Source organism: Paenibacillus sp. FSL R5-0701 (assembly GCF_037973995.1).
Lineage (GTDB): Bacteria > Bacillota > Bacilli > Paenibacillales > Paenibacillaceae > Paenibacillus.
In genome coordinates this window covers 2,117,812-2,143,003 of record NZ_CP150230.1, presented here as the reverse complement: position 1 = coordinate 2,143,003, position 25,192 = coordinate 2,117,812, and the positions used below count along the sequence as shown (strand labels likewise).

Below are 25,192 nucleotides of genomic sequence, written 5' to 3'. Positions count from 1 at the left end.
AATGGCTCTACCTTACACTATCCGAGCAGGAGTAATGCTTTGCGGATTGTTAAACACATTTTTCGGGTCATACTTGGCTTTGACTCTCCGCAGTCTGGCATAGTTGGCTCCATAGTACACTGGACCGGAATTTTTGATCCCTTGGTCTGGAACGTTGATATAGGAACCCACAATGTATGGTTGCAATTTCTTGCGAGTATTACGAGCGAGTGCAATATTTTTAGCGGCATGGGATGGTTTGAGCCACGTACTGGTCCATTCCACATAGAACTTCTCTTTGCGCCAGAAGAAGGCGGTTGATCTAGGTGATTTGCGACTTACTGCTCCGCCCCAGTTGAGGAAATAGAACCCGCCTGGCCCCTCTTCCAAGTTTTCCAAAAATGCGCGCATAGATTTGATGGCTTTGTCGGGGAATGGTTTTCGTCCAAAACCGGACGAGAACTGGTTGCTATACCGTTGAGTCTCGGTCGGATCAGGTTGTAATAAGAACTTCACAACTTCCGTGTAAGGTAACAAACGAACAATGGAACTTGTCGGTGTGCCAACACTCGTAATCGGCTGCAATAGACGGAGTGCCTCTGTTTTTGACCCTAGGAACAGCCCCTCCATGACGACATTGCCACCCTTTTTCGGTCCGATGGACAACTCGCTGCCCAGTCTTGTATCCACAGAGGGAGCCCACCTCTGCCATACTTTGAGCACCTTTTCGAATTGAGCCCATGGCCAGGTGATTTTAAATACAGTCGCCTTCGCTGGAGCCCGGCGCACTTTGAATTTGTAACGGGTGTATACTCCGAAGTTACCACCGCCCCCTCCCCGCGAGGCCCAAAAGAGATCCGCATTACGATTTTTATTGGCCCGAATGACTTTTCCTTTGGCGTCCACCATCTCTACCTCAAGCAGGTTATCACTGATGAGACCGATGGTACGCTGGAGTGGCCCAATTCCCCCACCTAACGTAATTCCACCGATCCCTACAGTAGGGCTGTCACCAAAAGGAGCTATGAAACCTTGCTTGGCAAGGGTATTCGCAATTCTCCCTACTCGGTTACCCGTACCCACAACAACGGTTCCATTTTTTTTATCAAGTTTGATGGAATTCAGATCACTTACATCAATGACAATTCCACCATTAACTTGTGAAAGGTTTACTTCAAGCGCATGTCTGCCGCTCCGCGGCCTGATCGGTACATTATTTTCACGAGCCCATCGGATAGCGTTGGATACATCTTTCGTCCGTTGGGCAAAAACAAAAACTTTAGGATATTTATCGGTATGCGGGTCCCAGTTCTTGCGCGCCGCTTCGTATCCCGGATCTCCTTTATAAATAACCCGTCCGGTAAGCTTTGTTGATGATTTCACACATCCCACTCCCTGCTGAATAATTGTCCTACAGCCTCTGCTGCATCAAGCACTTTATACTGTATGACGGACATTCGCGGAGGGAATGGGCTGGTGCCCTTAATTTTCAAGGTTCATGTTTCAGAGGGATCAATTCTGATTAACTTGCGCGCTTCCTGTTCTTTTTCACCATACCAGACGAGCACGTCGGCAAACAGATCCATGATGCGAACAAAGTTTTGCTTATCCGCTTCTGAAATCTGATCTGCATACTTGAAAATCTCATCAAAGCAAAGCTCCCTTACAAATTCGGTATACTTCGCATATACCTCGCGACCTTTCGGCGAAGGTTTGACGTATATGTCTTTGCGGTTACCGCTTAAATGAAATTTTTCGAGCAGGCCTTTTTCCGTCAGATTCTTCACGTTTTTGGAAAATGTACTGCGGCTTACGCCCAGGCGTGCGGCCATTTCCGACATCTTCTCTTCCTTGTCCTCGGCTTCCAGAATGTATTCCAGCGTCTGAATCTGTGAAGCCGAGAACATCATGTCTGTTCCATAACTTCGTTGCAACTTGTACGTGTTCGAGTACGCATTACCGTATTTGATAATTTTCTCAATCAGTTCCCGATGGTCGCCCATCCAATCTAATTTCATGAGTAATCCCTTTCATATTCAGATTCTCTCTTACTCTACTGAAATCAGATTCGTTTTTCAATCCATGTAATTGCTTCTTCAATAACATCATCACGAGTCGGTTCATTAAATATCTCATGCATCAGATGAGCATAAATTTTGAGTGTTTTATCCGTGGAAGCAATATCGCCGTAAAAGTCACGGGAATCCTTTTCGCTGACCAGTCCATCATTGGCCCCATGCAGTACAAGCACGGGATCTGTAAACTGCTTGGGATTCTCCTTCAGCCATGCTACGCCATTTCCCAGACTATTAAATAAATCTACAGAGATCTGCTTTTCAACCAGTGGGTCATTCGCGTAAGCGGATACAACTGCGGGATCACTGCATACCCCGCTGCCCAGCTCATTTGGGAAATACGTGCCTGCAGGAAGATCCATTGGCAATTCTCCGGCAACTTTTGTATTGTAACGAGTGAGAGCTCCGGATAGTACGATGCCTCTGACCTTGCCTGGATATTTCGTTCCAAAGGACGAGGTTGCAAAACCGCCCATACTATGCCCGATCACAAACAGCGGAAGATCGCCACTCTCTTGCAATGCCACCTCCACAATGACATGAACATCTTCAATAAGATGATCAAATTCTTTATAGAACGTACGCTGTCCATCGGATCTGGCATGACCACGATGGTCAAACCGATACACGCTAAACCCACGCTGATTCAGCTTCTCTGTCAAATAATCGTAGCGCCCTGCATGCTCAGCTAGTCCGTGAACAATAACGACAGAGGCTTTTGCATCACTAACTAAATTTTTACTAGAATATAGCCGAGTACCGTCAAAAGATTCAATTGTTGTTTCAATTATACTCATAATATTTCCCAATCCTCTCGTTACGCTCAAGCACCAAACAATTAAATTCTTTAGCACAGGGCGTTATTCGTATACTTAAGAATGAGGTGCTCATAATACCCAATAGAATGTGGAGGACGACTTTTTTGGTCCTTTTCTCTTGTTACTTGCAAGATCAAAAGCTTCAAATCGGGAATAGATAAAGAAACATATTGTATTCCATAAGAATAATATTGTTTCTTATAGAAACAATATTATCACCGACGGCATCCCTTGTCTATATTTAATTAAAGCGTTTACATAGAGGCAAAAAAACGCCATCATATGTTACATGATGACGTCTTTTTCCTTTATGGTATCTAGAGTATCGAACCCCTGACCTCATCGCTGTCAGCGGATCGATACTCTCCAGATCGTTAACAGAAATGCGGAGAAAAGCTATCTGTGTCATCAGGCACCAATTTCATGTTCTACCACCCTGTAAACAACGGCTTCGGACCCACATGCGTGGGAAAGAGTGGCAATACTTCCTCTGCCAACTCCTGAATCACCTCAGCAGAAGGTCGACTCGAAAAATGAATACCGAGTGCAGCATGATTGACGCCAACTGCTCTCCATTCCTCCAATAGCTGAATCAGACCTGCTCGTCCTGTCCGCAATATGTACCCGCCACGAAGCGGTGTTCGAGGATAATTGGGATCTTCGACAAGATCAATCCATTCGTTCGTCATATGCGGCTTGAACATGCCACCAGGTATTTTTTCACGCCAAGCATTAATCTTATGACCAAGCATTTGAGGACCGGATTCGTTTGCCGTTGCTTCGGGATAAGTGAGCCAACCATCACTGTGCTCTGCAATCCAATCTAAAGACTGCCTGCTTGAGCCCGTCACAACGAGCGGAATGCCATCAGCTACGGGCTTCGGGAGCAATTCAAGCCCTTTCAATTGACCAAGAGAAGATTGAATTGCGCCAGTTCTATCCTGTATAAGCTCACGAAAAAACTCCACAGTCTCCCGGAATCGCACATCACGATGCTCCCCATCTACCCCATAAGCCGGAAACTCAGCAGGTCGGTCGCCGGAAGCAATCCCTAGCACAAGTCGTCCGCCCGAAAGTACATCAATGGATGCAGCTGCCTTGGCTAAATCAATCGGATGGCGAAGTGTGAAGATCGCGCTTCCTGTTACCAGGGAGACGTTTTGGGTTCTTGCAGCAAGATAGGCAAGATAGATAAATGGATCAAATACTTGTCCAGCATCTCCAAAGGCAGGATCAAATAAAGGAACATCTCGCACCCATACGGCTGCAAAATTTCGTTGATCAATGCTTTCCACGAGGTCAGCTTGACCTTTTAGAACATCCATATGACCTTTATAAAATTTAAGTGGTAAAAACAGCCCGATTGTCAACTGGTCCGGGGCAAACATGCGGCGGAAACCAGGGTGTTGATTGAAGTTGTGCAACGCTTGTGTTGACGGATTTTCTATTCGTTCCATAACATCTATAGGTTTGTTCATTCCTTCTCCTCCTACAACAATAGTAATCCAGTAGACTGATATCTTTTTAATTCGACTGGAACTGATATAATTGTAACAATCGATTGACCCCATAAGTAGTGACAACTCTCAACAAAATAACAGGGTCAGTTCTGGCAACGAGGAGGATTAGCATGATTGATTTGACATTATTGTTGAACAGAGAGTCTGGAGATCCGTTATACGCTCAGCTTTATCACTATATTAAGAAAGATATTTTGAACGGAAAGTTACCAGCCCATACTCGACTTCCCTCTATTCGCTCACTGTCCAGCCACCTCCACATTAGCCGTAATACAGTGGATATGGCGTATCAACAATTATTGGCTGAGGGTTATGTCCAGAGCAGGCCAAGGAGTGGCTTATACATCATGGATTTGAAGCTGGAAGCATTGCCCCTATCCCACGTAGTGAGTACAAATTGGTTGGAAAACAGTATTCAGGATAGCCCCGAGATTCGATACAATTTTCGTTATGGTGACGTAGATGCTGAGCATTTTCCATTTGCCACTTGGCGCAAGTTATCCAATCAGAGCTTGCTCCAGAACCAAATGAAGTTGTTTTCTTATGGTGATCCGCTCGGAGAACCGGGGCTGCGATCGGAAATTGCAAATTACCTGCACAGCTCTAGGGGAGTAAATTGTTCACCTGATCAAATTATAATTGGAGCTGGTGTTCAGTACTTGCTCGGTGTGTTATCTGGATTAATAGGTGACGTTAGTCATGGGATCGCGATGGAAGACCCGGGATATGACGGTGTTCGGACGGTTTTTCAACATAAAGGTCTAAACATTCACCCTATTCCGCTGGAAGTCGATGGGCTTCATATCCGCAAGTTATACGAAAGCAATTCCCGCATCGTCTACATTACACCGTCACATCAGTTCCCCTATGGAATGGTCATGCCGCTCGCCAAGAGAATGCAATTACTGAAATGGGCAACAGACCAGAATGGGATCATTATTGAGGACGATTATGATAGTGAGTTCAGATATGTCGGCAAACCGATACCTTCCCTGCAAAGCCTGGATACTCAACAGCGAACCGTTTACCTGGGGACATTTTCAAAGTGCCTTCTGCCTTCATTACGTATTGCGTATATGGTTCTACCACAGACCATGTTAGAGCTACACCGTAAACAAGACTACCGATTATATGATCAAACGGTCTCTCATTTTCAGCAGAACACCTTAGAACTGTTTATGAGTAATGGACATTGGGAAGCCCACATTCGCAAGATGAGGAAGGTATATCGACAGAAGCAATTCACACTCATCTCAATGCTTCAAAAGATGATGGGTGCTCAAGTTACCATCATTGGTGAGGATGCAGGACTTCATATTTTGTTGCGAGTACATAACGGAATGGATGAACACAAGCTGATTGCTACTGCTGAGAAAGAAGGTGTTCAGGTCTACCCGGTATCCCCCTTTTGGGCGCAACCAGCTCAAGCGGAGCAATCCATGGTTCAGATTGGTTTTGGTGGATTGAGTATTGAGGATATTACAGAAGGCGTATATGCCCTTCACCGGGCTTGGTTTGGGGTCTGAGAACATTCGTGTGACTACGACCACACAACCAAACCATTTTCACATCGAAAAAAACCCGCAAAACACTTGGAAATCCTTGTGTTAAGCGGGTCTTTTCATATGGAATCTGGAGTGATCTACATTTCTTTTTTGATGTTCTCTACATCATTCATTTCATCAACAGCAGTCTTACCAGCGATTCGTCCAAAAGTAAAGATATCCGTCAAGGCATTACCGCCTAAACGGTTGCCTGCATGTATACCTCCTGCAACTTCCCCAGCGGCATACAGATGTGCAATCGGCTGACCGTTTTCATCCAATACGCGAGTGTGGGTATCGATCTTGATACCACCCATTGTATGGTGAACCGCCGGTTTTCTAGGCGTAGCATAGAATGGAGACTTCTCAACTTTTAAGCTAAACGTATCCTTATGGAACTCCGGATCAAACCCCGCATCCACATATGAGTTATACTTATCAATCGTATTTCTAAGAACTTCAGGTTCCATATTGATTTTCACGGCCAGCTCTTCTAACGTATCGGCTCTGAACAAGGTACCTGCTTCGACTTGAAGGTCTATCTTTTCCTGGCTTGTGTTCGCTGCGGTTTTCTTGATCTCATCATCCGCAATCAGGTAAAATAAACTTCCCTGCTCGATAGCCGCTTTTGTTAAGACATCTCGTCCAGAGAATTCATTAACAAAACGTTCTCCCTTTTTATTAACAATGACAAAGTTTTCAGGTGGTACTTGCAGTCCACTGAACAGCTCGCCCGTATCCGGGTCAGCTACAGGCATCATTTGAGTGAAGCCCATGCCTGTCAGCGCTGCTCCTGCACTCTTACCAAGCGATATTCCATCACCAGTCATCGCATAGGAATTTGTTGTTTTGATATCATCGTCAATATGGCTCCAGTACGTGTTATATTCCTTGAGCATCTGTGTATTTGCACCAAAACCGCCGCTGGCAAGCACAACGGCTTTGGCATGAATGGTTATTTTCTGACCATTGACACCTGTTGCGATAACACCTGTTATTTTTCCATCTTCGATGATCAATTGTTTGACCGGGCTATCTGTAATCATTTTTCCTGAATGCTCTTCTACATATTTGCTAAGTGCAATGATAAAGGCAGAGCCATAACTTTTGACAGGTTTATGGCCGCGGCGCCAAAGAGCACCCACTGGAGCAAATACGATACTCTTATCATATTCAACCCCGATATCCTCAAGCCACGTTACACTTTCCAAGGCACGGTCTGTAAGTACTTTGACCAGATCGTATTGTCCATAGATCGTGTTTCCATTCAGATCCGTTCGTTTGCCCCCAAAATACGTTTGCATTCTGTGAAGAAGTGGGGAGTCGAATAAATAAGCCTTTTCTGTGCCGAACTTTTCCTGATACGCAGTAAACTCTTCTTTGAGTGCATGGAAATCATCGATATATTCCGGGTGGACCAGGCTCTCATCCGTACTCAATAAATTCTCAATTGTCTGTCTTTCCCCTGGATTCTCAGTGAACTGTTGTTGCCATACAGGATCTGCAGCATTGACAGGTCCACCTGAACGAATCGTGTTTCCCCCAACAGCCGGATATTTCTCAAGCACAATCGCACTTGCCCCATACTGTAAAACTGTAGCAGCCGCACTTAATCCGGCGCCACCTCCACCTACTACGACCACATCGCAAGTGTATTCTTCGTCATCTTTCATCTGGCTGCTAGCAGGTTTTGGACGTCTTTTCAGAATGTCAGGGTTCACTCCGGCAAGCTTAACCGCTTTGGCTACACCATTGATGACAGCATTACTGGTTTCAGAAGCACCTGAGAGAGCATCTACATTCAGCGTCTGTCCCTCAATGATTTTATTCGGAATTCTTACAAAAACAACATCGGCGATGCCTTCGGTTTCACCCTTCGAATCGATATCGATGCTTTCAATTCTATTTTCACTAAAGGATACCTTCATCGGCAGATTGCCACTGTGACCTATGGCATTGATCTCATACACACCGGGATTATAAGTAAATTCTTCTTCTTCGTTCAGCTGATTTGAAATTTTGGCAAACCGAAGGAACCGCAGGAAACATGTTTCCAGGAAATCGATCGTTCCTTCATTGTACAGGTTGCCTGATTCGTCAAATGCTTTATGTGCGCTGCCAAGCAAAAATTCATACCCTGGCATCACGTTAGCTTCGACACCTGGTGCATCCAGGATTTGACGAAGATGCAGTTGTGCACGCGAGGAACCTTGTGTTCCCTGTGACGCACCTATGATCATCACGGGTTTGCCAGCCAGCGGATGGATTTCAAAGCTCAACCATTCCAACAGGCTTTTAAGGGATGAAGGGATGGAATGGTTATATTCTGGAGTCGCAATAATGACACCATCACTTGCCATAATTTTTTCATTAAACGATTGTATAATTGCACTGTTTGTTTGGTTATCGGACTGATTAAACATCGGAACATCTGTAATATCGAGGATTTCAATGGCTGCTCTGGACTCAAAATGCTTTTGTATGAATTGAAGCAGCTTGCGATTATACGATTTCTTTGCATTTGTGCCAACGATCGCTATGATTTTCATTGTGATTAGCCCCCTACTCTTGCCAGGAAAATTTTTTCGTTTTTTTCTTCAACGTCCTTTTGGATAACAGTTCCGTAGTGATCTCCGTAAACAAAACAAACTCATTGAAGATTTCGACAAGCTCCGCTACTTTGTCAGCGTTAATGAGATTACCACTGCTATCAAATGCACTCTGTGATTTTCCCAAAAGAAACTCGCTGCTAGGCATCATTCTCGCACCAAGCTCAGGTGAGTCCAGGATTTGTCTAAGATGCGCTTGTGCCCTGGAAGAACCGAGCGCACCATGTGAAGCACCCACAATCAGAACAGGTTTGTCTTTCAAGGTTTGAGTGGTATAACTGATCCATTCCAGCGCACTTTTCAGGACGGCAGGGATCGCATGGTCATACTCGGGAGTAGCGATTATGACACCTTTCGCTTTAGAGATTTGATCTAATAAGTCTTGTACTCTCACAGGAATATCAACTTCAGCATCCTCTAATTCATCTTTTTCAATAAAGGCAGGCATATCCTTAATTTCAAACAAGTCAATCTGGGCTTCACTAGCAAAATGCTTTTGCATAAATTGAAGTAGCGTCCGGTTCGTTGACACATCCGAATTCGTGCCCACGATAGCTAAATAGTTCATCGTAATCCCCTCTCTGTCATTCGAGATGATGTTCGTAACTGTCAGGCTCGATCTTTCGGCCTAACTCTAACATATCAAAGCTCAAATGATCTAATAGTTATTCATTGCAGTTTGATAACTAATTTGTTATAATCACCTCAAATTCAAAGTTTGTTACTTTTTTCACAAAGGGTGAGGGACATGTCTAAGTTAGAATCTCAAGATATCTTGTGTTACATTGACAGCCTATTAAAATACAGCAACTATAGCAGGGCCGCACAATCCCTTTACATATCTCAGCCCTACCTCACAAAGATTATCAAAAAAATCGAAATTAAGTTGGGCTGTGAGCTAATCACTCGCAACAAACTTCCGTACAGATTAACCGAGCAGGGGAAAATATATTATCAATACTTAACTTCACTCGAAAACAGCTACGCCAAGCTTATTAGGGAAATCTCATATGTATCGGATATGGACAATAAAGTGTTACGGATCGGCATTCTTCCAAGCCTCGGTGTGTACTTAACGCCCCTTTTTCTACCAGATTTTCTGGATCTTCATCCTGCTTATAAAATTAATCTTGTCGAGGACTTACCTGAAAAAAATGAGAAACGTCTCCAAAATAATGAGTTGGACTTCTGGATCGGGCAAAATTCAAGCAGTATCTCCCCTAACCTGAACTCGTTTAACTGGGGCAGACACAGTTACCAGGCCATCATTCCGCGTTGCTGCGAATTATATCAAGAGAATGTTGCAGTCATCCCGGAGGGCACGATTGAGATCAGCACCATTTTGAATCAAAAGCTTATTCTAACGTCCAAGGGTTCGGCAATCCGAAAACAGATTGATCAATTGCTCAGTGTCTACAAGGTACAGCCTAATATCGTTATGGAAAGCAATGAAATCTACACTGTACTCAAGCTTGCAAAGCATAATTTAGGTCTGACCTTTGTGCCTGAGAGCATCCATATCAAGGAGTGCCCTTCGGAATACAACATCTATCCAATCCCTCTAGAGAAGATGAGTCTGGATTATTTTATAGCCCATCATGGAGCAAAAAAGCTGAATAGCGTGGATCATGACCTCATCCATACTTTTCTCAATCACGGACAACAATGTGCAATATAGGAGGCTATCATGAAACCTTTTACGACAACGGTACCGCTTATGGGAACGAACATATCCCTCTATATCGAGGGGACAGATGCTGAAAAGCTTACCGAGGAAGCCGTGAATATGCTTGTCCATTATGAACAAGTGTTTAGTGCCAACAGTGAGCAATCGCAGCTTGCCATGTTAAAAAAAGAAGCCGCATCACATCCGCTTAGAGTAGACAAGGAACTGTATGATCTTATTAAGATAGGCAAAGAACACAGCCTGAATAAAGATTCATTTTTAAATATTGCGATAGGGCCTTTGATCAAATTGTGGAGAATTGGTTTCCGCGAGGCACATGTGCCGGAGGATACCGAGATTAAAGCGGTGCTTGAGCTCTTGAATCCGGAGCATATACAGCTTGACGATGAGCAGCAAACGGTTCATTTATCCAAAAAGGGCATGGAAATCGACCTTGGAGCGATTGCTAAAGGTTATTTTGCTGATCAAGTTATGTCATTTTTCAAGAAAAACGGAGCCGCATCAGCTATGGTCGATATGGGCGGCAATGTTCTGGTTCATGGCGATTCTCCCACCGGGTCCAGTCACTGGAAAGTTGGAATCCAAAATCCCTTTTTACCTAGAGGAAATGCAGCAGCACTCGTTAGCATAAGGGAGCAATCCGTCGTTACATCAGGAATATACGAGAGAGTTTTAGAGAAGGAAGGGAGTCATTACCATCATATATTTAACAGCAGAACAGGCTATCCAATAGAAAGTAATATCGCTTCTTTAACGATTATTGCGGATCGATCGCTCGACTGCGATATATATACAACAGAATTGTTTGGGTTAGATGCGGTCTCCATTATTCATAAAGTTAATAAAATGAAGGATATCGAGGCTGCCGTAATCACGACGGATGGAAATCTGGCCTATACCGATAATCTTAGAGGAAGAATTGAGCCCGTATTAAGGTAAAGTTAACAACTACTTCTTTAAGCCAGGATCTAACGGCTTTTCCTGCTCACTGATTAAACAGACAATAAAGTGGACGGAACAAGTTCTTCCGCCCAACTTTATTATCTGAGTGAATCAATAGCAACTGCCTTATACTTAACGTGTCTACATCAAACCCAACAAATTATAGATCATCACTGCTGCTTCTGCACGGCTAGCATTCTTCTTCGGTGCAAACTCATCGTTACCTACACCGTTTATTATGCCTGCTCCCTGTATTGCCTCTACCGCTTGCTTCGCATAACTTGCGATGTTTGCTTCATCCTTGAAGGCTGTAGCTTCACCACTTGTTAACGCTAGTTGCTTAATTTGGACAGCCTTGTATACCATAACCGCCATATCTTCTCGCGTAATGTTCTCATGAACTCCGAATCGTCCATTTGGTTTCCCGTTCACAATCCCCAGCTTCTGCGCGGTTGCGATATTTCCATGGTACCATTCTCCTTGCTTCACATCACTAAAGCTTGTCGTTGCGCTCTCATCCGATAGCTCAAACAACTTCATCAGCATGGTGATGAATTCTGCTCTTGTCACTTGAACATTTGGATTAAACTCTCCATCGCCTACACCCTTCACAATGCCTCTTGCTCCCAATGCTGAGATCGCATCCTTCGCCCAGTCTTGGGTCACATCCTTAAAGCTCGCTGCAACATACGCTACCGTATACTTGCTCAGATACGTTGGCTTGAACTCTACTTTTCCTGTCGCTGCATTGTATTTACCATTCGTCACCACTCTTAGCTCTCCGTTGTCCTTCACATCGTATACGACGACGTTGTTTGGATTTTCGGCAGCCTTTAGAGTGTATGGCAATTCAATCACGAGATCATCTCTGCCATCAAACTCCGTAAGTTTCTTACCATCAATCGTTAGCTCGATATCGAATACGACCTCACCGTTCAGCTGAGCTTGTGCGCCAGCTGGCAGTTGATTAGCTGCAATTTTCTTAATTGACAATCCTAACGTCTTCCCTGCACTTGTTCCTGTTCCAAGCAATTCAGTTGCCACGGTTACGACTGCAGAGCCTGTGTTGATCTCGATGCGATCTACCGTAGAAGATCCACTTGTTAAGCGCGCATCTACTGCGAGCTCAATCGTTAGCCCGTTCAAGCTCTCATCAGCTTCAACTCGCATGTGTAACTTACCGCCTGTCGTTTGATCAAGCGCACGCTTCACCGTATCCGCACTTAATTTCACTTTAGAAGCACCGCTCTCATTTACGACAGGCTTAATGTGTATTTGACCGTTGTTCATGACCACTGGCTCATTGCCACCTGGAGCTGTTGGTACTGTAGGTGCAGGAATGTTACCGTCACCGCCACCATTTCCATTACCACTGCTTGGTGCTTGTGGTGTTCCTGACACCACAACCCCTGCGGATTCATGTCCCGCTGCGTTTACCGTAGTAATACGGAATTCATAACGCGTACCATTCGCAAGTCCTGTGACTTCATAACTGCTAGCCACATTGTTCAGCGTTACCGTCTTAAACTCTGTATTTCCATGACCTGTAATCTTAATAGCGACCAGATCGCTGTCTGCAGGATTACTCCATTTCAAAGTCAGCTTCTGATTACCTGCTGTTACGCTTGTTCTGGTCACTTCTCCTGGTGCAGTCGGTTCCACCGATGGTGTTACCGTTACCGTAGCGCTGGATGATAAACCACCATCCACTGTAGTTACTGTAATCCTTACTGTTCCTGGTGCCACCGCTGTTACTTGACCTGTCGCACTTACAGTGGCTACAGCTGTATTGCTTGAGCTCCATGTTACTGCTTTTTTCGTTGCATTAGCTGGTGTTACCGTAGCTGTCAATTGCCCTGATTGACCTTCTACGATTGACAACGTTGTTTTGTCCAAGCTAATTCCCCTAACGGGTACGTTCTTCCCATGGAGTGCATCATACTCACTTTGTGTAATTGGAATTACCGTTCCGTGACGCGGACTGGCTGGTAAGTTGTAGTTAGAAGATAATGTCCAGACACCTGATGCAAGATTTGTTGTCTCGAATGGAACATAACCTCTTCCACCAAACTCATCTACGAATAAATACCATTTTTTATCGGTATTTGATTTGAAGATCGTTGGACCCTCAACCCATTTGATGTTACCAACGCCTTGATTAATCATCTTGAAGGTTGGATCTAAGATCGAGTCACCCACCTCTTGGAAGATCATCTTGCCAAATGGAGCAGAAGCTCCGTTGTTTTGCTCATCTTTCGTAAAGCGATACACTTTTCCTTCATGCTCAATCATCGTTGTGTCAATGATTGAATATCCATAATCCAAATATACTTGCGGTTCAGTAAACGTATAGAAATCTCTTGTCTTGCTATACATCATTTTTTGATAAGCATCACCTGTATGGGATGCATCATCAAACATTCTTGATGCCCAAAATACAATATATTCACCTGTTGTGTTGTCGTACATAATTTCTGGTGCCCATGTATTACCCGCTTCTTCCGGTGCAACCTCTACCATGCGTTGATCTGTCCAGTTGACTAGATCATTCGATTCCCAAACCATAATGGAACGACTGCCCCATGTCTGTGCTCTACCCCAGTTACCATTGCCGTTAATTTTTAGATCGGTAGCGATCATGTAGAACTTATCACCTTCAGGCGAACGAATAATGAACGGATCACGTACCCCCTTCTCCCCTAAGGTAGAGGTTAATACAGGTTTACCATTATTCAATTCTCGCCAGTTCAACGGATCATTGCCGTTACTTAGTGCAAAGTAAACTTGCTCACCTGTTGCAGTACCTTCTCCAGTGAAATATGTGAAAAAGTATCCCGCATATTTTTCATCAGCAGGCAGTTCCTTCACCTTCGCAATAAATTCCTTCGTAGTGGATGCTGAATTTAATGTAATCGTAGCTGTAAGCTTCACATCTACATTTCCACTACCGTGTACCGGACGTTTTACTTCTCCAGTAACTGAAACGACTTTTGGTTGTGCAGAAGCCCAAGTAATCGTTGTTCCATATAGACCAGATGTTGGTAGTGCGATATGACCTCTTACATCATTAATGTTATGAACGACTAGTGCTGCTTTTGCTTCATCTACAGAAGTGACATCGTTTGGCAATGCCTTAACCGTCAACTGAAAAGTTTTGTTAACTGTCTCTGTACCATCTGTAAATACTGCTGTTAACGTTACAACTTGATCACCTGTTGCGTTAGCTGGTCTGGTTACGGCACCTGTAGTTGAGATGACATTCCCCTTATCTGAAGTCCAGCTTATTGTTGTGCCATAAACACCTGATGTTGGCAATGTTACATTGCTTATAATCGCATCTTTTGATGCATTAGAAGCAAGAAGATCATGAATCGTTAATTTCTCTGTCGCAGCCGATACAAGCATGCCCTCCATTAAAGCAATCTTCTGATCTGCATGGGCCTTAAGTGATGTAATATCTGCCGCAGTCATAGCACCATCATAGATTTGGAAGTCTGCAATCAAACCGCCGAAGTAAGGATCAGCTGTATAGAATGACTTACCGATGGATCCACTACTGCCTGAAGTATTTTTTATTTGTTCTAGTGTCATTCCATTCGTTGAGCCTGATGCAACAGCAACACCATCAATATAAAGCGTTAGTGTACCATCCGTGCCTGAAACAACAGTCGTAACGACTTTCCATTCATTATTCTTTAAGCCTGTGGTAGAAGTTGAAGACTCATTGTTCCAAGCATTCGTCGCGATACCTAGGCGAGCCAGACCGTTAGCGTTATAACGTGGTGTGAAATACGTATAGTGTGTATTATTATTTGGTCTTCCTAATGCATATAACCACTCCGCAGCGTTTTTACCGCTCCAGTTCACAATGGATGAAACAGTCATATCCGTTAAACCATCGAGAACTCCTTGTGGCAGTTCTACATAAGAGTTAGTTGTGCCACCAGTATAGCTTAGTACACCAGCATCTTGTGTACGAATCCATTCTGCTTTAGACGGATTCATCCATTTTCCATTGAAGTTTCCTGTTTGGTCAATAACCGTCGCACCATCGATATCATTCATATCGTAGTGAAGAATGAGCTCTGCCCCAGATGGCTGCTCTACTGGAGGAGTAACGTCTTCATCAGCTAATGTTGCAATCTCTTCAACGGATAATGCACGATTATAAATACGGAAATCATCAAATTTACCATTAAATAAACTATGAGAGCTGTTTCTCGATTTACCAATATAATTCATCGTTGTTTCCAGTAACATTCTCGGCTCAACGTTAAATGTCGAGCTACGTTTAACCTCTTGACCATTCACATACAATACTGCATCAAATTCATCCATTGTAATTGCAACATGCTGCCAAGTCTTCGTTGGTAATAGTCCAGAATTTCTCACCGCATATTTATATTCTGATCCCAGTCGCGTGCTGTCATTGCTAAATTTCTCTGTAAAAGGGGTTACGACAGCGAACTCTAGACTACCTGTATCACCTTGTGTGCTCAAGTACATGGTGTTGCGGTTAACCTGTCTGCCTGTGTCGGAAGCAAAATCAAATATTCTTTGATTTGCTTGATTTCTGTCCATTTGAACCCATGTAGAGAACGTAGCCTTCTCAAGATTCAAGGATTGAATCAAGTTATCTGGCAGCTTCACATATCCTGTTGATCCATTAAGCTCTAGTGCACCACCCGTTTTACCGATACGATCCTCTTCATTAATCGTTGCTCCACCTACTAGTGTTGCGTGATGACCATTGCCAGAAATGTCATTCACCGTTGTACCATTCACTGTATTTGCATCGAATGAGTAATGTACAACCGGGTCTGTTGATGGTGCTGGACCTTTCCAGGCATACTTCTCTTGCAAAGCATCATACTCTGCACGTGAGATTGGAATTACGGTTCCGTGTCGTGGTCCTGGCGGAAGTGCATATTTATCACTACTTAGTACATTGTTCATATATTGCATACTACTATCCAGATCTGTTGTATATCGGACATGATATGGCCATGAATCAAGGAACAGATACCATTGGTCTTTATTATTATCCTTAAAAATCGTTTGCCCTTCGTTGTTGCCATTATTTCCGATCAAGCCAAGTTTATTATCACGTGTACCCGGAACAGCGTCGTATTGAAGGCCGTTTGCTGCAATACCGTCCTTGTCATAGTAAAAAGTTGGTGCTTTCTCCACATACACTTTAGTATTTACTTCTGATTTGGTGAATCGGTACAACATATCATTATGCTCAATAAACGTTGTATCAATGGTCGGAAGTGACTCATCAATCATGACCTTTGGCTCAGAGAAGTTGTAGAAGTCTCTTGTTGTTGCGTAGTACATCACATTGTACTGACCTGCAGGTCTTCCGTTATAATCACCGTATGTCTCTGTGTTTTTCATCGATGATGCCCAAAATACGATATACTCTCCAGTTACTGGATCATAGATCGCTTCTGGTGCCCACGTATTTCCTCCAGTCTTAGGAGCAACCTCGATCATACGCTGCTCGCTCCAATCAACGAGATCCTCCGACTCCCAAATCATCATGTAATGACTACCCGTAATTTGAGCTTGGTCGAAATTTGTACTTTCGCCCATTTTCAAATCGGTTGCCAGCATATAGAATTTATCACCTTCTGGTGACCGAATAACGAATGGATCACGAAGTCCTTTTTCACCCATATCAGATTGAAGGATCGACTTACCATTATTCAGCCCTTTCCAGAACAATGGATCTTCAGCTGTAGCGAAGGATATCTCTTCACCACCCTCATATTCACCTGTAAAGTATGCAAAGAAGTAAGCATCATGCTGTACTGGCGCAGCTGCTTGTTTAATCGTAACGTTAAACGTAAGCTGTTTAGAAGCTGCACCATTCGTAATTGTAGCTATTAACGTAACGGGCGTATCCGTAGCTTGACGGCTTACCCAACCTAGCTGTTTAGCATTACCAGCCGCTTCAGTCGTTCCTTTAACAACTGCCGGTCTGCTAGATAACCATGTAATTGTGGAGCCTTGTTCACCTGTAGCAACAAGATGTAAGTTACCTTTAATGTTGTCAGCATTGTAGATCTCTATTTGTTCAGCGTCCAGATCAACCTTCTGCTGATCATCGAATTGCTTCAAGATTGTAACAGGGAATACAGCTGTAGTTGATACGCCTTGATACGTTAAAGTAGCCGTAAGCTCTGCCTGAACATTACCTGCTTGAACAGCTGGACGTTGTACAGTGCCATGGTTAGAAATGACAGTAGGATGACTAGAACTCCAAGTAATGCTCACGCCGTTTTTACCGCTTGTTGGTAATGTAACGTTTCTCGTTATCTTATCGGTGCTTTTATCGCCTTCACCTAAGAAACTACTGATGTTAAGTTGATTTGCTGCATCATCCACAGTGAGCTGACGTATTTTTGAGATGTGTGTTGCTCCTTCTTGTTGATATAACTCGCCTACTTCTTGCTCTGTCAACGCGCGATCATATACTCGAAAATCAGCTACGCTACCTTGAAGGTATGGATCGTTTGAGAAGATTGATTTACCGATAAAGCCAGAGAAAGTAGCATCCGGATTAATAATTTCTGACAGCTTTAGTCCCTTTGCATTACCCGAAGCAACCTTAACTCCATCCACGAATAACGTTATCCTATTGCTAGCTTCGGACAAGGACACCGTTACATGCTTCCACTGCCCACCGATAAGGTTTGAGTTTGCGCTACCTGTAACTAACGCTTCGTTCGGCCAGCCATTTTTAGAGATACCTGTCGCAATCATATTACCTGATCCACTACCGTGACGTGGTGTTACGAAGAAATATTTGTTCGTTTCTGGAGTTAATACAGTACCCAAACCGAAGATCCAGCGATTCGTCCCATCATTCGTCCAGTTCACGATTGAAGATACTGTAATCTCATTCAGACCGTGTAGTAGATCTAGTCCATTTGAGCCCTTAGGAATCTCAACATGCCCACTATTAGATGTAGAGCTTCCACCATTGAAGGAGACAAAGCCAACCTCACTGTTTGAAATGAATTGTCCATTGTTTGGATTTCTAAATATTCCGTCAAATGTAACTGCCTTATTGGCAACATCCTTCAGTACGAGTTGACCGTCTACTTCTTCAGTCGTCTTCATGTTGTAATGAAGAATAAGATCATCTTTTAGCGATTTTCCCTTAACGGTAACGGCTGATGTAGCTGTAAACTCTCCATCTTCAGTCTGTACCGTCATTGTGGCTGTACCTCCACTAACAGCTGTAACTTTACCCGTTGAATTGACAATCGCTACACTGGAGTCACTAGATGTCCAGATAACTCTTTTATTCGTTGCATTTGAAGGTGAAATCGAAGCCACTAATGTCTCGCTGTCCCCCACTGATAAAATAATTGTAGGTTCATTAAGCAAGACATTCTTAACGGCAATCTGCTCAACAGAGTCATCCTTAGGTAGTAAGGTAACCATGAACTCCTTCGTTGCCTGGCTTCCACCCAAAGAAATGGTTGCAGTTAACGTCACTTGTTGCTCCATTTCTCGTAAGAACACTTCCCCAGTTGGACTAATCGCACTCTCATCACTAGGAGTCCATGAGATCATTGCGCCATTCTTATCTTGAGTAGGCAGTTCAAGAGATTCTGTAACTGCCGATATGTCTCCTAACGTTAGCTCTATTTTGCCTTGTTGTACTTGCTTTTCATTAAACGATTGTTCATATACTACAGCGATATCTTCATTATTTAGTGCCTCTCCGTAAATTCTTAAATCTTGAAAGCTGCCCGCAAAAGTAGCATCCCCTAAATAATTGGAGCGTCCGATGTAAGCCTGCAAATCAGTACCAAAACTTGCTGTTGTTTTCTCTTTGGCGGTCGTGCCTATATGAACACCGTTGATATAACCTGTAATAGAGCGTTCTGTAATGACCGTCGTATAGTGAACCCATTGACCTTCGTGCGGTGACGTAGAAGGGCCTGATACCCCTACCTCAGTCGACCAAGGCTGGTCAACATTATTGTTATTCGTAAATACTGACTTAAAATCACCACTTGGATTCGATGGATTAAACATCCAGTAATTCGTTGGCAAGTTATTGCCAGCTGCTGGAGTACCGTAGAATAATGCTGAGTAGTTCCCACTCCCAGTGTTGCTCTTGATCCATACAGATATCGTTGTATTTTCTTGATTATCAAACAAACCAGTAGGAAGCTGAACGTAGTTTGTATTACTATCTGTTCCCCCAGGCAGAGTGAGACCATCGGTGTACGTAATGTCTCCTACGGCCGTTCCATGCTTTTCATTACCTGATATATCCTGTACATCCTCAAGCAATGGATAATGTGCCAACATCGTTGGTGTTATTTTGTCCGCTGAAGCTTGATTGCTAAATGGCAGAACAAGATTAAACCAGTTACTGAAGGTCATAAGTAAAACTAACATTAGGATTGTAATTTGCTTCCGCATAGCATTCTTCCCTTCGATTAATTTTCAGAAGCATACAACCCATATCTCTCACCTTTAAAACCAGACCCCCTCGCTAAAGGAAATAGAGATACGGCTTAAAAAAGAATGCGCTTACATTTCTTCTCATATTACGTCTTCAACACTTCCAATTCAATGTAGTATCTTGTTAATAAGGTGGATTTTTTTATTGCAATTCACGCAAACTTCAACACTATCCCTATACTTGGAAGTAATCGTTTTCATTCTAAATATACTCTATGGGTAAATTAAAGGATTGAACGCCTGATAAACATAATATATATAGTTGGGCGCTTGTCATATGAACAACGTGTCCGAATACGATGCGGTAAGCCATGGGCGCACCGCATCGAAAAATAAGGAGGATTTTCATTTATGCCAAAACGATTTAGCAGAATGCTCGCCTTCCTCTGTTGCTTGGTAATGGTGGCGTCGCTAATGCCTACCAGCTATGCCGCCGCCACTGACAACATCGAGAACACAGTAGCGAATGAAACACCCACCGCCATTTTTGGAACTCCCGAACTCGGGTCAAACGACCCACTCTGGAGCCAGACCATGGAGCATCACATCAACAAAAGCACTGTGCCCGCCGATCCCAGACCCCATGCCACGGGCACAGCCAGAATCCTTTGGGACCATGACTACCTATATGCCCGAGTAGTTGTGAATGACAGTAATCTATATCTGGGAGCTGGCGGAGATCACCAATACGACAGCCTGGAATTTTATGTCGGTACCGGAACTGGAGGCTCAAACCAATGGCGCGTCAGCGCGACGGGTGTGTTCTCAGGGCAGGCCGCTCCGGGCAGAGCTGCATGGACCCAGATCACGGAAACAGGATATATCGTGGAGATGAGAATACCCAAAAGAACCTTGACCTTGGAGGAGGGCAAGCTTACCTTTGAGGTTTATATTAATAACTCGACGGAAAAAGGCGGTGACCGCTATGAAGTCGTTTCCAGTTTCGGAGATCCAGACGCGGCTTACACCAGCGCTGCTTCTTTTACAGACAGCCTGCAGCTCTCTTCAGCCAATGAAGTGGACACTAGATTCTCAATCACTGCCACTGCGGGACCGGGCGGCCGAATAACGCCGAACCCACCCGGCGATGTTCTGAGAGTAGATCGGGACGCTAACAAAGAATTTACGTTTACCCCCGATTCCGGCAAAATGGTGGATACCGTAACGGTAGACGGCGAGACCGTGACTCTATCTGCTGGCACTTATACCTTTTCGAATATTGAGACTAACCATACCATTCATGTGACATTCAAGAACGATCCGGACGCGGGGATACTTCCCTTTATCGTATGGAATGACAACTTCGCCAGTGGCGAGTACACAACGGCTGTCATCATCGACTTAGGCCAGGGGAAGGCAGCGTTAGGCTCCGAGCTTAATCCGGACTTGTTTACCTTGTCAGCCAGGAACACAACCCTGAACGGCGAAGAGGTGACCTTTGAAGGAACGCGCAAGATCACAAGGGTATACGCTAATGACGAACCGAAGGTACGCGGCTATCTGGGGCCGGTAAGCAATTCACCGGATTATCAGGACGGACTGGCAAGCGGCCGTTACATCGTAGTTGAGTCTGAGTTTTATTCAGCGAGCGGCGGCAAAACAACGCTGGATGGCAGCAGTAACTCAACAAAGCAGGTTTACAACATCGTCCCAAACGGAGAGATTGTACTGACAGAAGGGAGTCCACTTCGCAACGTGGTTTTTGAACAGGAAAAAGTTGTGAATCCGATCCTTGACAAGTTTACAACATTCACGGACAATTCGGTCAATCGCTCGCTCTACCTTCACAAGGGTGAAGACGGTAACGTGATGAAAGGATTGCCGCTGTATGTTTATACACATGGTATGTCACGCGGCGGCACAAACGCTGCGATAGACCAAAAAGCGGCCATGAAATCCGCCAACGGCTCGGTCGCTCTAATGAAAAAAATGGAGAAAAATCCTGACAAGTACGCCAGCCATGTACTGAATATTTCCTATAATGGCGTATCTGTTCCCTCAACAGAGAATGTTAAGAAGGTCATAAACGCCCTGATTGCCAGCGGCGAAGTAGACCCTAATCGTGTTTACGCGGCGGGCTTCTCATGGGGCGGCCAGTATACAAACAACTTAGTTAACAGCCATCCTGGCTTCTTCGCCGCCGCCGCACCTATGGCCCCGGTAAGCGGTTCACCGAATGCTAAGGACAACGACGCTCACAACAATCTGGCCTATTGGATGTTTGTAAATGCTCATAACGTTGCAGGCTACCAGACTAACCTCAATAACTTCATCAATAACAATATGCCAAAAATGATCAACGCGAGGGCTTCGCGCTTTGAGAGTAATGAGGTCCTTACGTGGCCCTACAATCAATTTGATCAGCCAAATCTGAGGCCGAATCCAGCCAACACACCTGTTCTGGCTGATTACATAGCGCACGAAGTTGAAGCGGCGGTTCTTTACAACCAGATAACTATGGGGAATTGGAGCATAGCTCCCACGGCGCAGTCCTCTAACTTGCCGGTTTGGAACAATGACTACACAGATGTCTTTGATTGGATGTTCGCGCAGAGAAAACCGGTCGTCCCCGGTGCTCCGAACGGCTTCAAGGCGACAGCCGGTGACGGACAGGTCACATTAAGCTGGACCGCCCCTGCTGACGACGGTGGCAGTGCGATCTTGGGCTACAAGGTATGGTATGGCAACGTGACGCCGGTCACACTGGATGCGACGGAGACCAAATATACCTTTAAGAACCTGACAAACGGCCAAGGCTACAACTTCACCATCATCGCGATGAACGCGAAGGGCGACGGCGCGGAGATCAGTGTGACGGCCATGCCGATGAAGACGACGACTCCCACTGTGCCTGATTCTGGCGGCAATACGGGCAACACCGGAAATACCGGCAACATCGGTAATACGGGCAACACCGACAATACGGGCACCGGGACAGACGCTGGAACATCGAAGTTGGCCTACACAGTGAATACACCGAAGGATAAGCCCGCGGTCACAGACAAAAACGGCAACACCACCCTCCCCGGAGGCGGCGAGCTTACGACCAAAGGCGGGACGAAGATTAAAGTACCCGAAGGCACAACGATAGACTCAAACGGTAAGGTAACCATTCCAGCAGACAAGAGCGCCGAAGTGACACTACCCGGCGGCAACAGCACAGTGACCATTTCGGGCGGCTCGACGATCGCGAGCGACGGTACGGTTACAGTAGGCGGCAAAGAAGCGCATGTGAACCTGCCAAACGGCAACCAGGTGCATATCCACGACGGATCGAAGATACGGAGCGGCGGAACGGTTGTGGTAGGATCAAGCGGCGCAAGAGTTGGCTTAGACAACGGCATGTCGCTGAACATCCGTGAGGCTACGGAGCTGGCGTTTGATGACGCCACCCCACTGGGCTTCCACGTGCTATCGGGCAATCCTTTCAGGGATGCCAATATGGACGACTGGTTCTACAACGATATAAATTTCGCCTACACATACAATCTTTTCAACGGCACGACGTCCACAACATTCTCACCTGGAAGCGCAATGACGCGTGCAATGTTCGTGCAGGTACTGGCCAATCTTGAGGACGTAAACCTCTCCAGCTACACGGGTTCCCGCTTTAGCGACGTGACGAACGGACAGTGGTACACGGCGGCAGCCGAGTGGGCGGCCGAAAAAGGCATAGTCAACGGTACAAACGCAGACCTGTTTGACCCCAATTCACCGATGACGCGCGAGCAGATGCTGGTGATCCTGTACAACTACATGAAGTACAAGGGCTATGAGCTACCTGAAAGCCACTCTAAGTCCTTCACGGATGAGAGTGAGATCAGCTCCTGGGCGTTGGAGGCCGTTCAGACGCTACGGGGCATCGGCATTGTATTAGGCAAGCCGGACAACTTTTTTGCTCCCAAAGCCACCGCCACCCGCGCCGAAGTAGCCACGATCTTTGTAAGGTTCGTTGAATATCTGGCTAAGTGAAAGCGTATACAGAATTAAGGTGACCCCTCCCGGCTGGACAATATCTAGCCGGAAGGGCTCCTTGTTTTCAAACTGCACTTTTTTTGTCCAACCTCCTCCCATACTCACAGCCAAAATAATTAGGCAGATGAATAACTTCTGCACTCCCACAGAAAACCATCTCATGTGTTAATTTCCCCTCATCGTTAAACTGATTGGTATCCTTTTTTTGTCATTATATGTCGAAAATGCTCACACGAGAAGTGTATTGGATACCACCCTATTACTCAACTTAACTCTGTCTTAATTCTAGATTTACTTTAAGAATTGACAGATTGTCAAACCAAGTGCGACAGTTCCTCTGTGAAAGATTCGTGAGCGGTTCTCCAACCCAAGCATTTTCGTGGTCTGTGGTTTATTAGATCTAGTGAACTGGCAAGATCTTCATCCTCGACTTGAGCGAGATCGGTGCCTTTCGGGAAAAACTCTCGAAGCAATCCATTCGCATTCTCATTGGAACCGCGTTGCCAAGACGAATATGGATCAGCAAAATAAACGTGCAGGTCATGGCTTGTTTCCAGATTGGCATAGCATGCAAACTCCTTTCCCCGGTCAGCCGTGGCTGTGAGGAAAGTGCCTGTGGGATACTGTGAGATGGCTACACCAAGCGCAATTTCCATAGACAGAGCAGTGCGATCAGGCATGAGAATGGCGGTATATAGACGGGTTTTGCGTTCAATGAGCGTGGCTATGCATCCTTTACTTTTCCCACGACTAGATACGACGGTATCCAGTTCCCAGTGCCCAAACGTTTCACGAGAACGAACCTCTTGGGGACGATCCGAAATGGATCTGCCAATGGCAAATTTACCGCGAGTTTCTGCGGGTTTCTGACGCTTTCCTTTGTGCCGAAGAACCTGTAACGTGCCTTGAACCAGTCGACCTGCGTAGATCCAGCGATAGATCGTTTTGAAGGATACTGCTTGCAAGCCTTCGGTACGGAAGCGTTGATTGATCTGTTCCGGAGACCACGTTGCCTTCAGTTTTTCCTCCAGTGAAGCAGCTAAGGTGCTTGACCATTTACCTGAAGAAACAGAGGATTGACGACGCTTCTCATAAGCGTTCTGAGCGTGTTCTGCTGATAGGGATACGATGAATTAGCACGATCTAGTTCGCGGCAAATCGTGGACGAATGTCTCCCCAGTTCTTTTGCAATAGCTCTTGAGCTTTTGCCTTGTCTGTGGAGGATTTCTAGCTTGCTGCGTTCGATTATGCTAAGATGTGAATAACTCATGGACTGATTCTCCTTGTGTGAATGCTGGTGTGGTAACTTTCATTCTACACGAATCAGGCTGTGAGCCATTTTTTTATTTCAGTAGGGTGTCGCACTTCATATTACAATCCGTCAATTTAAAAAAGAATATTAGTATCTTCGCTCCTTCTCTTGAAATAAGTTCAAGAGTTTACGGAGTATCGTGGTTCGTTAACACAACAAAAAAACGCCATCACATGACGTGATGGCGTTCTTGACTATGAAGCCTAGGGGGATCGAACCCCTGACCTCATCGCTGCGA

Annotated in this window: 11 protein-coding genes and 2 pseudogenes; 5 read left to right on the top strand and 8 right to left on the bottom strand. The window is 45.0% G+C overall.

The window, feature by feature from the left end:
* Nucleotides 1-12: 12 nt before the first annotated feature.
* The 4 genes from MKZ13_RS10015 to MKZ13_RS10000 all read right to left on the bottom strand — a co-directional run bounded on the left by MKZ13_RS10015 (nt 13) and on the right by MKZ13_RS10000 (nt 4,350).
* Nucleotides 13-1,362, bottom strand: coding sequence for an FAD-binding oxidoreductase (locus MKZ13_RS10015; RefSeq protein ID WP_237176111.1), 1,350 nt, complete (start codon nt 1,360-1,362; stop codon nt 13-15).
* 113 nt (nt 1,363-1,475) lie between these two features.
* Nucleotides 1,476-1,997, bottom strand: a complete 522-nt coding sequence (locus tag MKZ13_RS10010) for a MarR family winged helix-turn-helix transcriptional regulator (protein ID WP_339183704.1) — start codon at nt 1,995-1,997, stop codon at nt 1,476-1,478.
* A 44-nt stretch (nt 1,998-2,041) separates the two neighbouring features.
* A complete protein-coding gene (locus tag MKZ13_RS10005) occupies nt 2,042-2,851 on the bottom strand; it encodes a lysophospholipase (protein ID WP_339183702.1) in 810 nt (269 codons plus the stop codon).
* A gap of 449 nt (nt 2,852-3,300) precedes the next feature.
* Nucleotides 3,301-4,350, bottom strand: coding sequence for an LLM class oxidoreductase (locus MKZ13_RS10000; RefSeq protein ID WP_339183700.1), 1,050 nt, complete (start codon nt 4,348-4,350; stop codon nt 3,301-3,303).
* A gap of 152 nt (nt 4,351-4,502) precedes the next feature.
* Between MKZ13_RS10000 and MKZ13_RS09995 the strand changes: the two genes are divergently transcribed.
* On the top strand, nt 4,503-5,918 hold the full coding sequence (locus MKZ13_RS09995; protein ID WP_339183698.1) for a PLP-dependent aminotransferase family protein: 1,416 nt from the start codon (nt 4,503-4,505) through the stop codon (nt 5,916-5,918).
* Nucleotides 5,919-6,034: 116 nt separating this feature from the next.
* Here MKZ13_RS09995 and MKZ13_RS09990 read toward each other — a convergent pair whose 3' ends face one another.
* Nucleotides 6,035-8,485, bottom strand: a complete 2,451-nt coding sequence (locus MKZ13_RS09990) for a flavocytochrome c (RefSeq protein WP_339183696.1) — start codon at nt 8,483-8,485, stop codon at nt 6,035-6,037.
* Between the two features lie 13 nt (nt 8,486-8,498).
* Complete coding sequence (locus MKZ13_RS09985) at nt 8,499-9,113, bottom strand: NADPH-dependent FMN reductase (protein ID WP_339183694.1); 615 nt, start codon at nt 9,111-9,113, stop codon at nt 8,499-8,501.
* 180 nt (nt 9,114-9,293) lie between these two features.
* On the opposite strand from MKZ13_RS09985, the pseudogene MKZ13_RS09980 reads away from it, so the two are divergent.
* The 3 genes and pseudogenes from MKZ13_RS09980 to MKZ13_RS09970 form a co-directional block, all read left to right on the top strand.
* Nucleotides 9,294-9,479 (top strand): annotated as a pseudogene (locus tag MKZ13_RS09980) (LysR family transcriptional regulator); the annotation flags it as partial.
* A gap of 87 nt (nt 9,480-9,566) precedes the next feature.
* Complete coding sequence (locus MKZ13_RS09975) at nt 9,567-10,223, top strand: LysR family transcriptional regulator substrate-binding protein (protein ID WP_339185375.1); 657 nt, start codon at nt 9,567-9,569, stop codon at nt 10,221-10,223.
* 39 nt (nt 10,224-10,262) lie between these two features.
* A complete protein-coding gene (locus tag MKZ13_RS09970) occupies nt 10,263-11,171 on the top strand; it encodes an FAD:protein FMN transferase (RefSeq protein WP_339183692.1) in 909 nt (302 codons plus the stop codon).
* A 144-nt stretch (nt 11,172-11,315) separates the two neighbouring features.
* Here MKZ13_RS09970 and MKZ13_RS09965 read toward each other — a convergent pair whose 3' ends face one another.
* Nucleotides 11,316-19,601 (bottom strand): immunoglobulin-like domain-containing protein, encoded by an 8,286-nt coding sequence (locus MKZ13_RS09965; protein WP_339183690.1) that lies wholly within the window; start codon nt 19,599-19,601, stop codon nt 11,316-11,318.
* 417 nt (nt 19,602-20,018) lie between these two features.
* On the opposite strand from MKZ13_RS09965, the gene MKZ13_RS09960 reads away from it, so the two are divergent.
* On the top strand, nt 20,019-23,639 hold the full coding sequence (locus MKZ13_RS09960; RefSeq protein ID WP_339183688.1) for an S-layer homology domain-containing protein: 3,621 nt from the start codon (nt 20,019-20,021) through the stop codon (nt 23,637-23,639).
* Between the two features lie 317 nt (nt 23,640-23,956).
* Here MKZ13_RS09960 and MKZ13_RS09955 read toward each other — a convergent pair.
* Nucleotides 23,957-24,912 (bottom strand): annotated as a pseudogene (locus MKZ13_RS09955) (IS30 family transposase).
* Between the last annotated feature and the right edge of the window lie 280 nt (nt 24,913-25,192).

Bases quoted from the DNA above. Each gene is read 5' to 3' on its own strand.
- MKZ13_RS09990 (WP_339183696.1), bottom strand. From the start codon at position 8,485: ATGAAAATCATAGCGATCGTTGGCACAAATGCAAAGAAATCGTATAAT.
- MKZ13_RS10000 (WP_339183700.1), bottom strand. From the start codon at position 4,350: ATGAACAAACCTATAGATGTTATGGAACGAATAGAAAATCCGTCAACA.
- MKZ13_RS09965 (WP_339183690.1), bottom strand. From the start codon at position 19,601: ATGTTAGTTTTACTTATGACCTTCAGTAACTGGTTTAATCTTGTTCTG.
- MKZ13_RS09970 (WP_339183692.1), top strand. From the start codon at position 10,263: ATGGGAACGAACATATCCCTCTATATCGAGGGGACAGATGCTGAAAAG.
- MKZ13_RS09985 (WP_339183694.1), bottom strand. From the start codon at position 9,113: ATGAACTATTTAGCTATCGTGGGCACGAATTCGGATGTGTCAACGAAC.
- MKZ13_RS10010 (WP_339183704.1), bottom strand. From the start codon at position 1,997: ATGAAATTAGATTGGATGGGCGACCATCGGGAACTGATTGAGAAAATT.
- MKZ13_RS10005 (WP_339183702.1), bottom strand. From the start codon at position 2,851: ATGAGTATAATTGAAACAACAATTGAATCTTTTGACGGTACTCGGCTA.
- MKZ13_RS09995 (WP_339183698.1), top strand. From the start codon at position 4,503: ATGATTGATTTGACATTATTGTTGAACAGAGAGTCTGGAGATCCGTTA.
- MKZ13_RS09960 (WP_339183688.1), top strand. From the start codon at position 20,019: ATGCCAAAACGATTTAGCAGAATGCTCGCCTTCCTCTGTTGCTTGGTA.
- MKZ13_RS09975 (WP_339185375.1), top strand. From the start codon at position 9,567: ATGGACAATAAAGTGTTACGGATCGGCATTCTTCCAAGCCTCGGTGTG.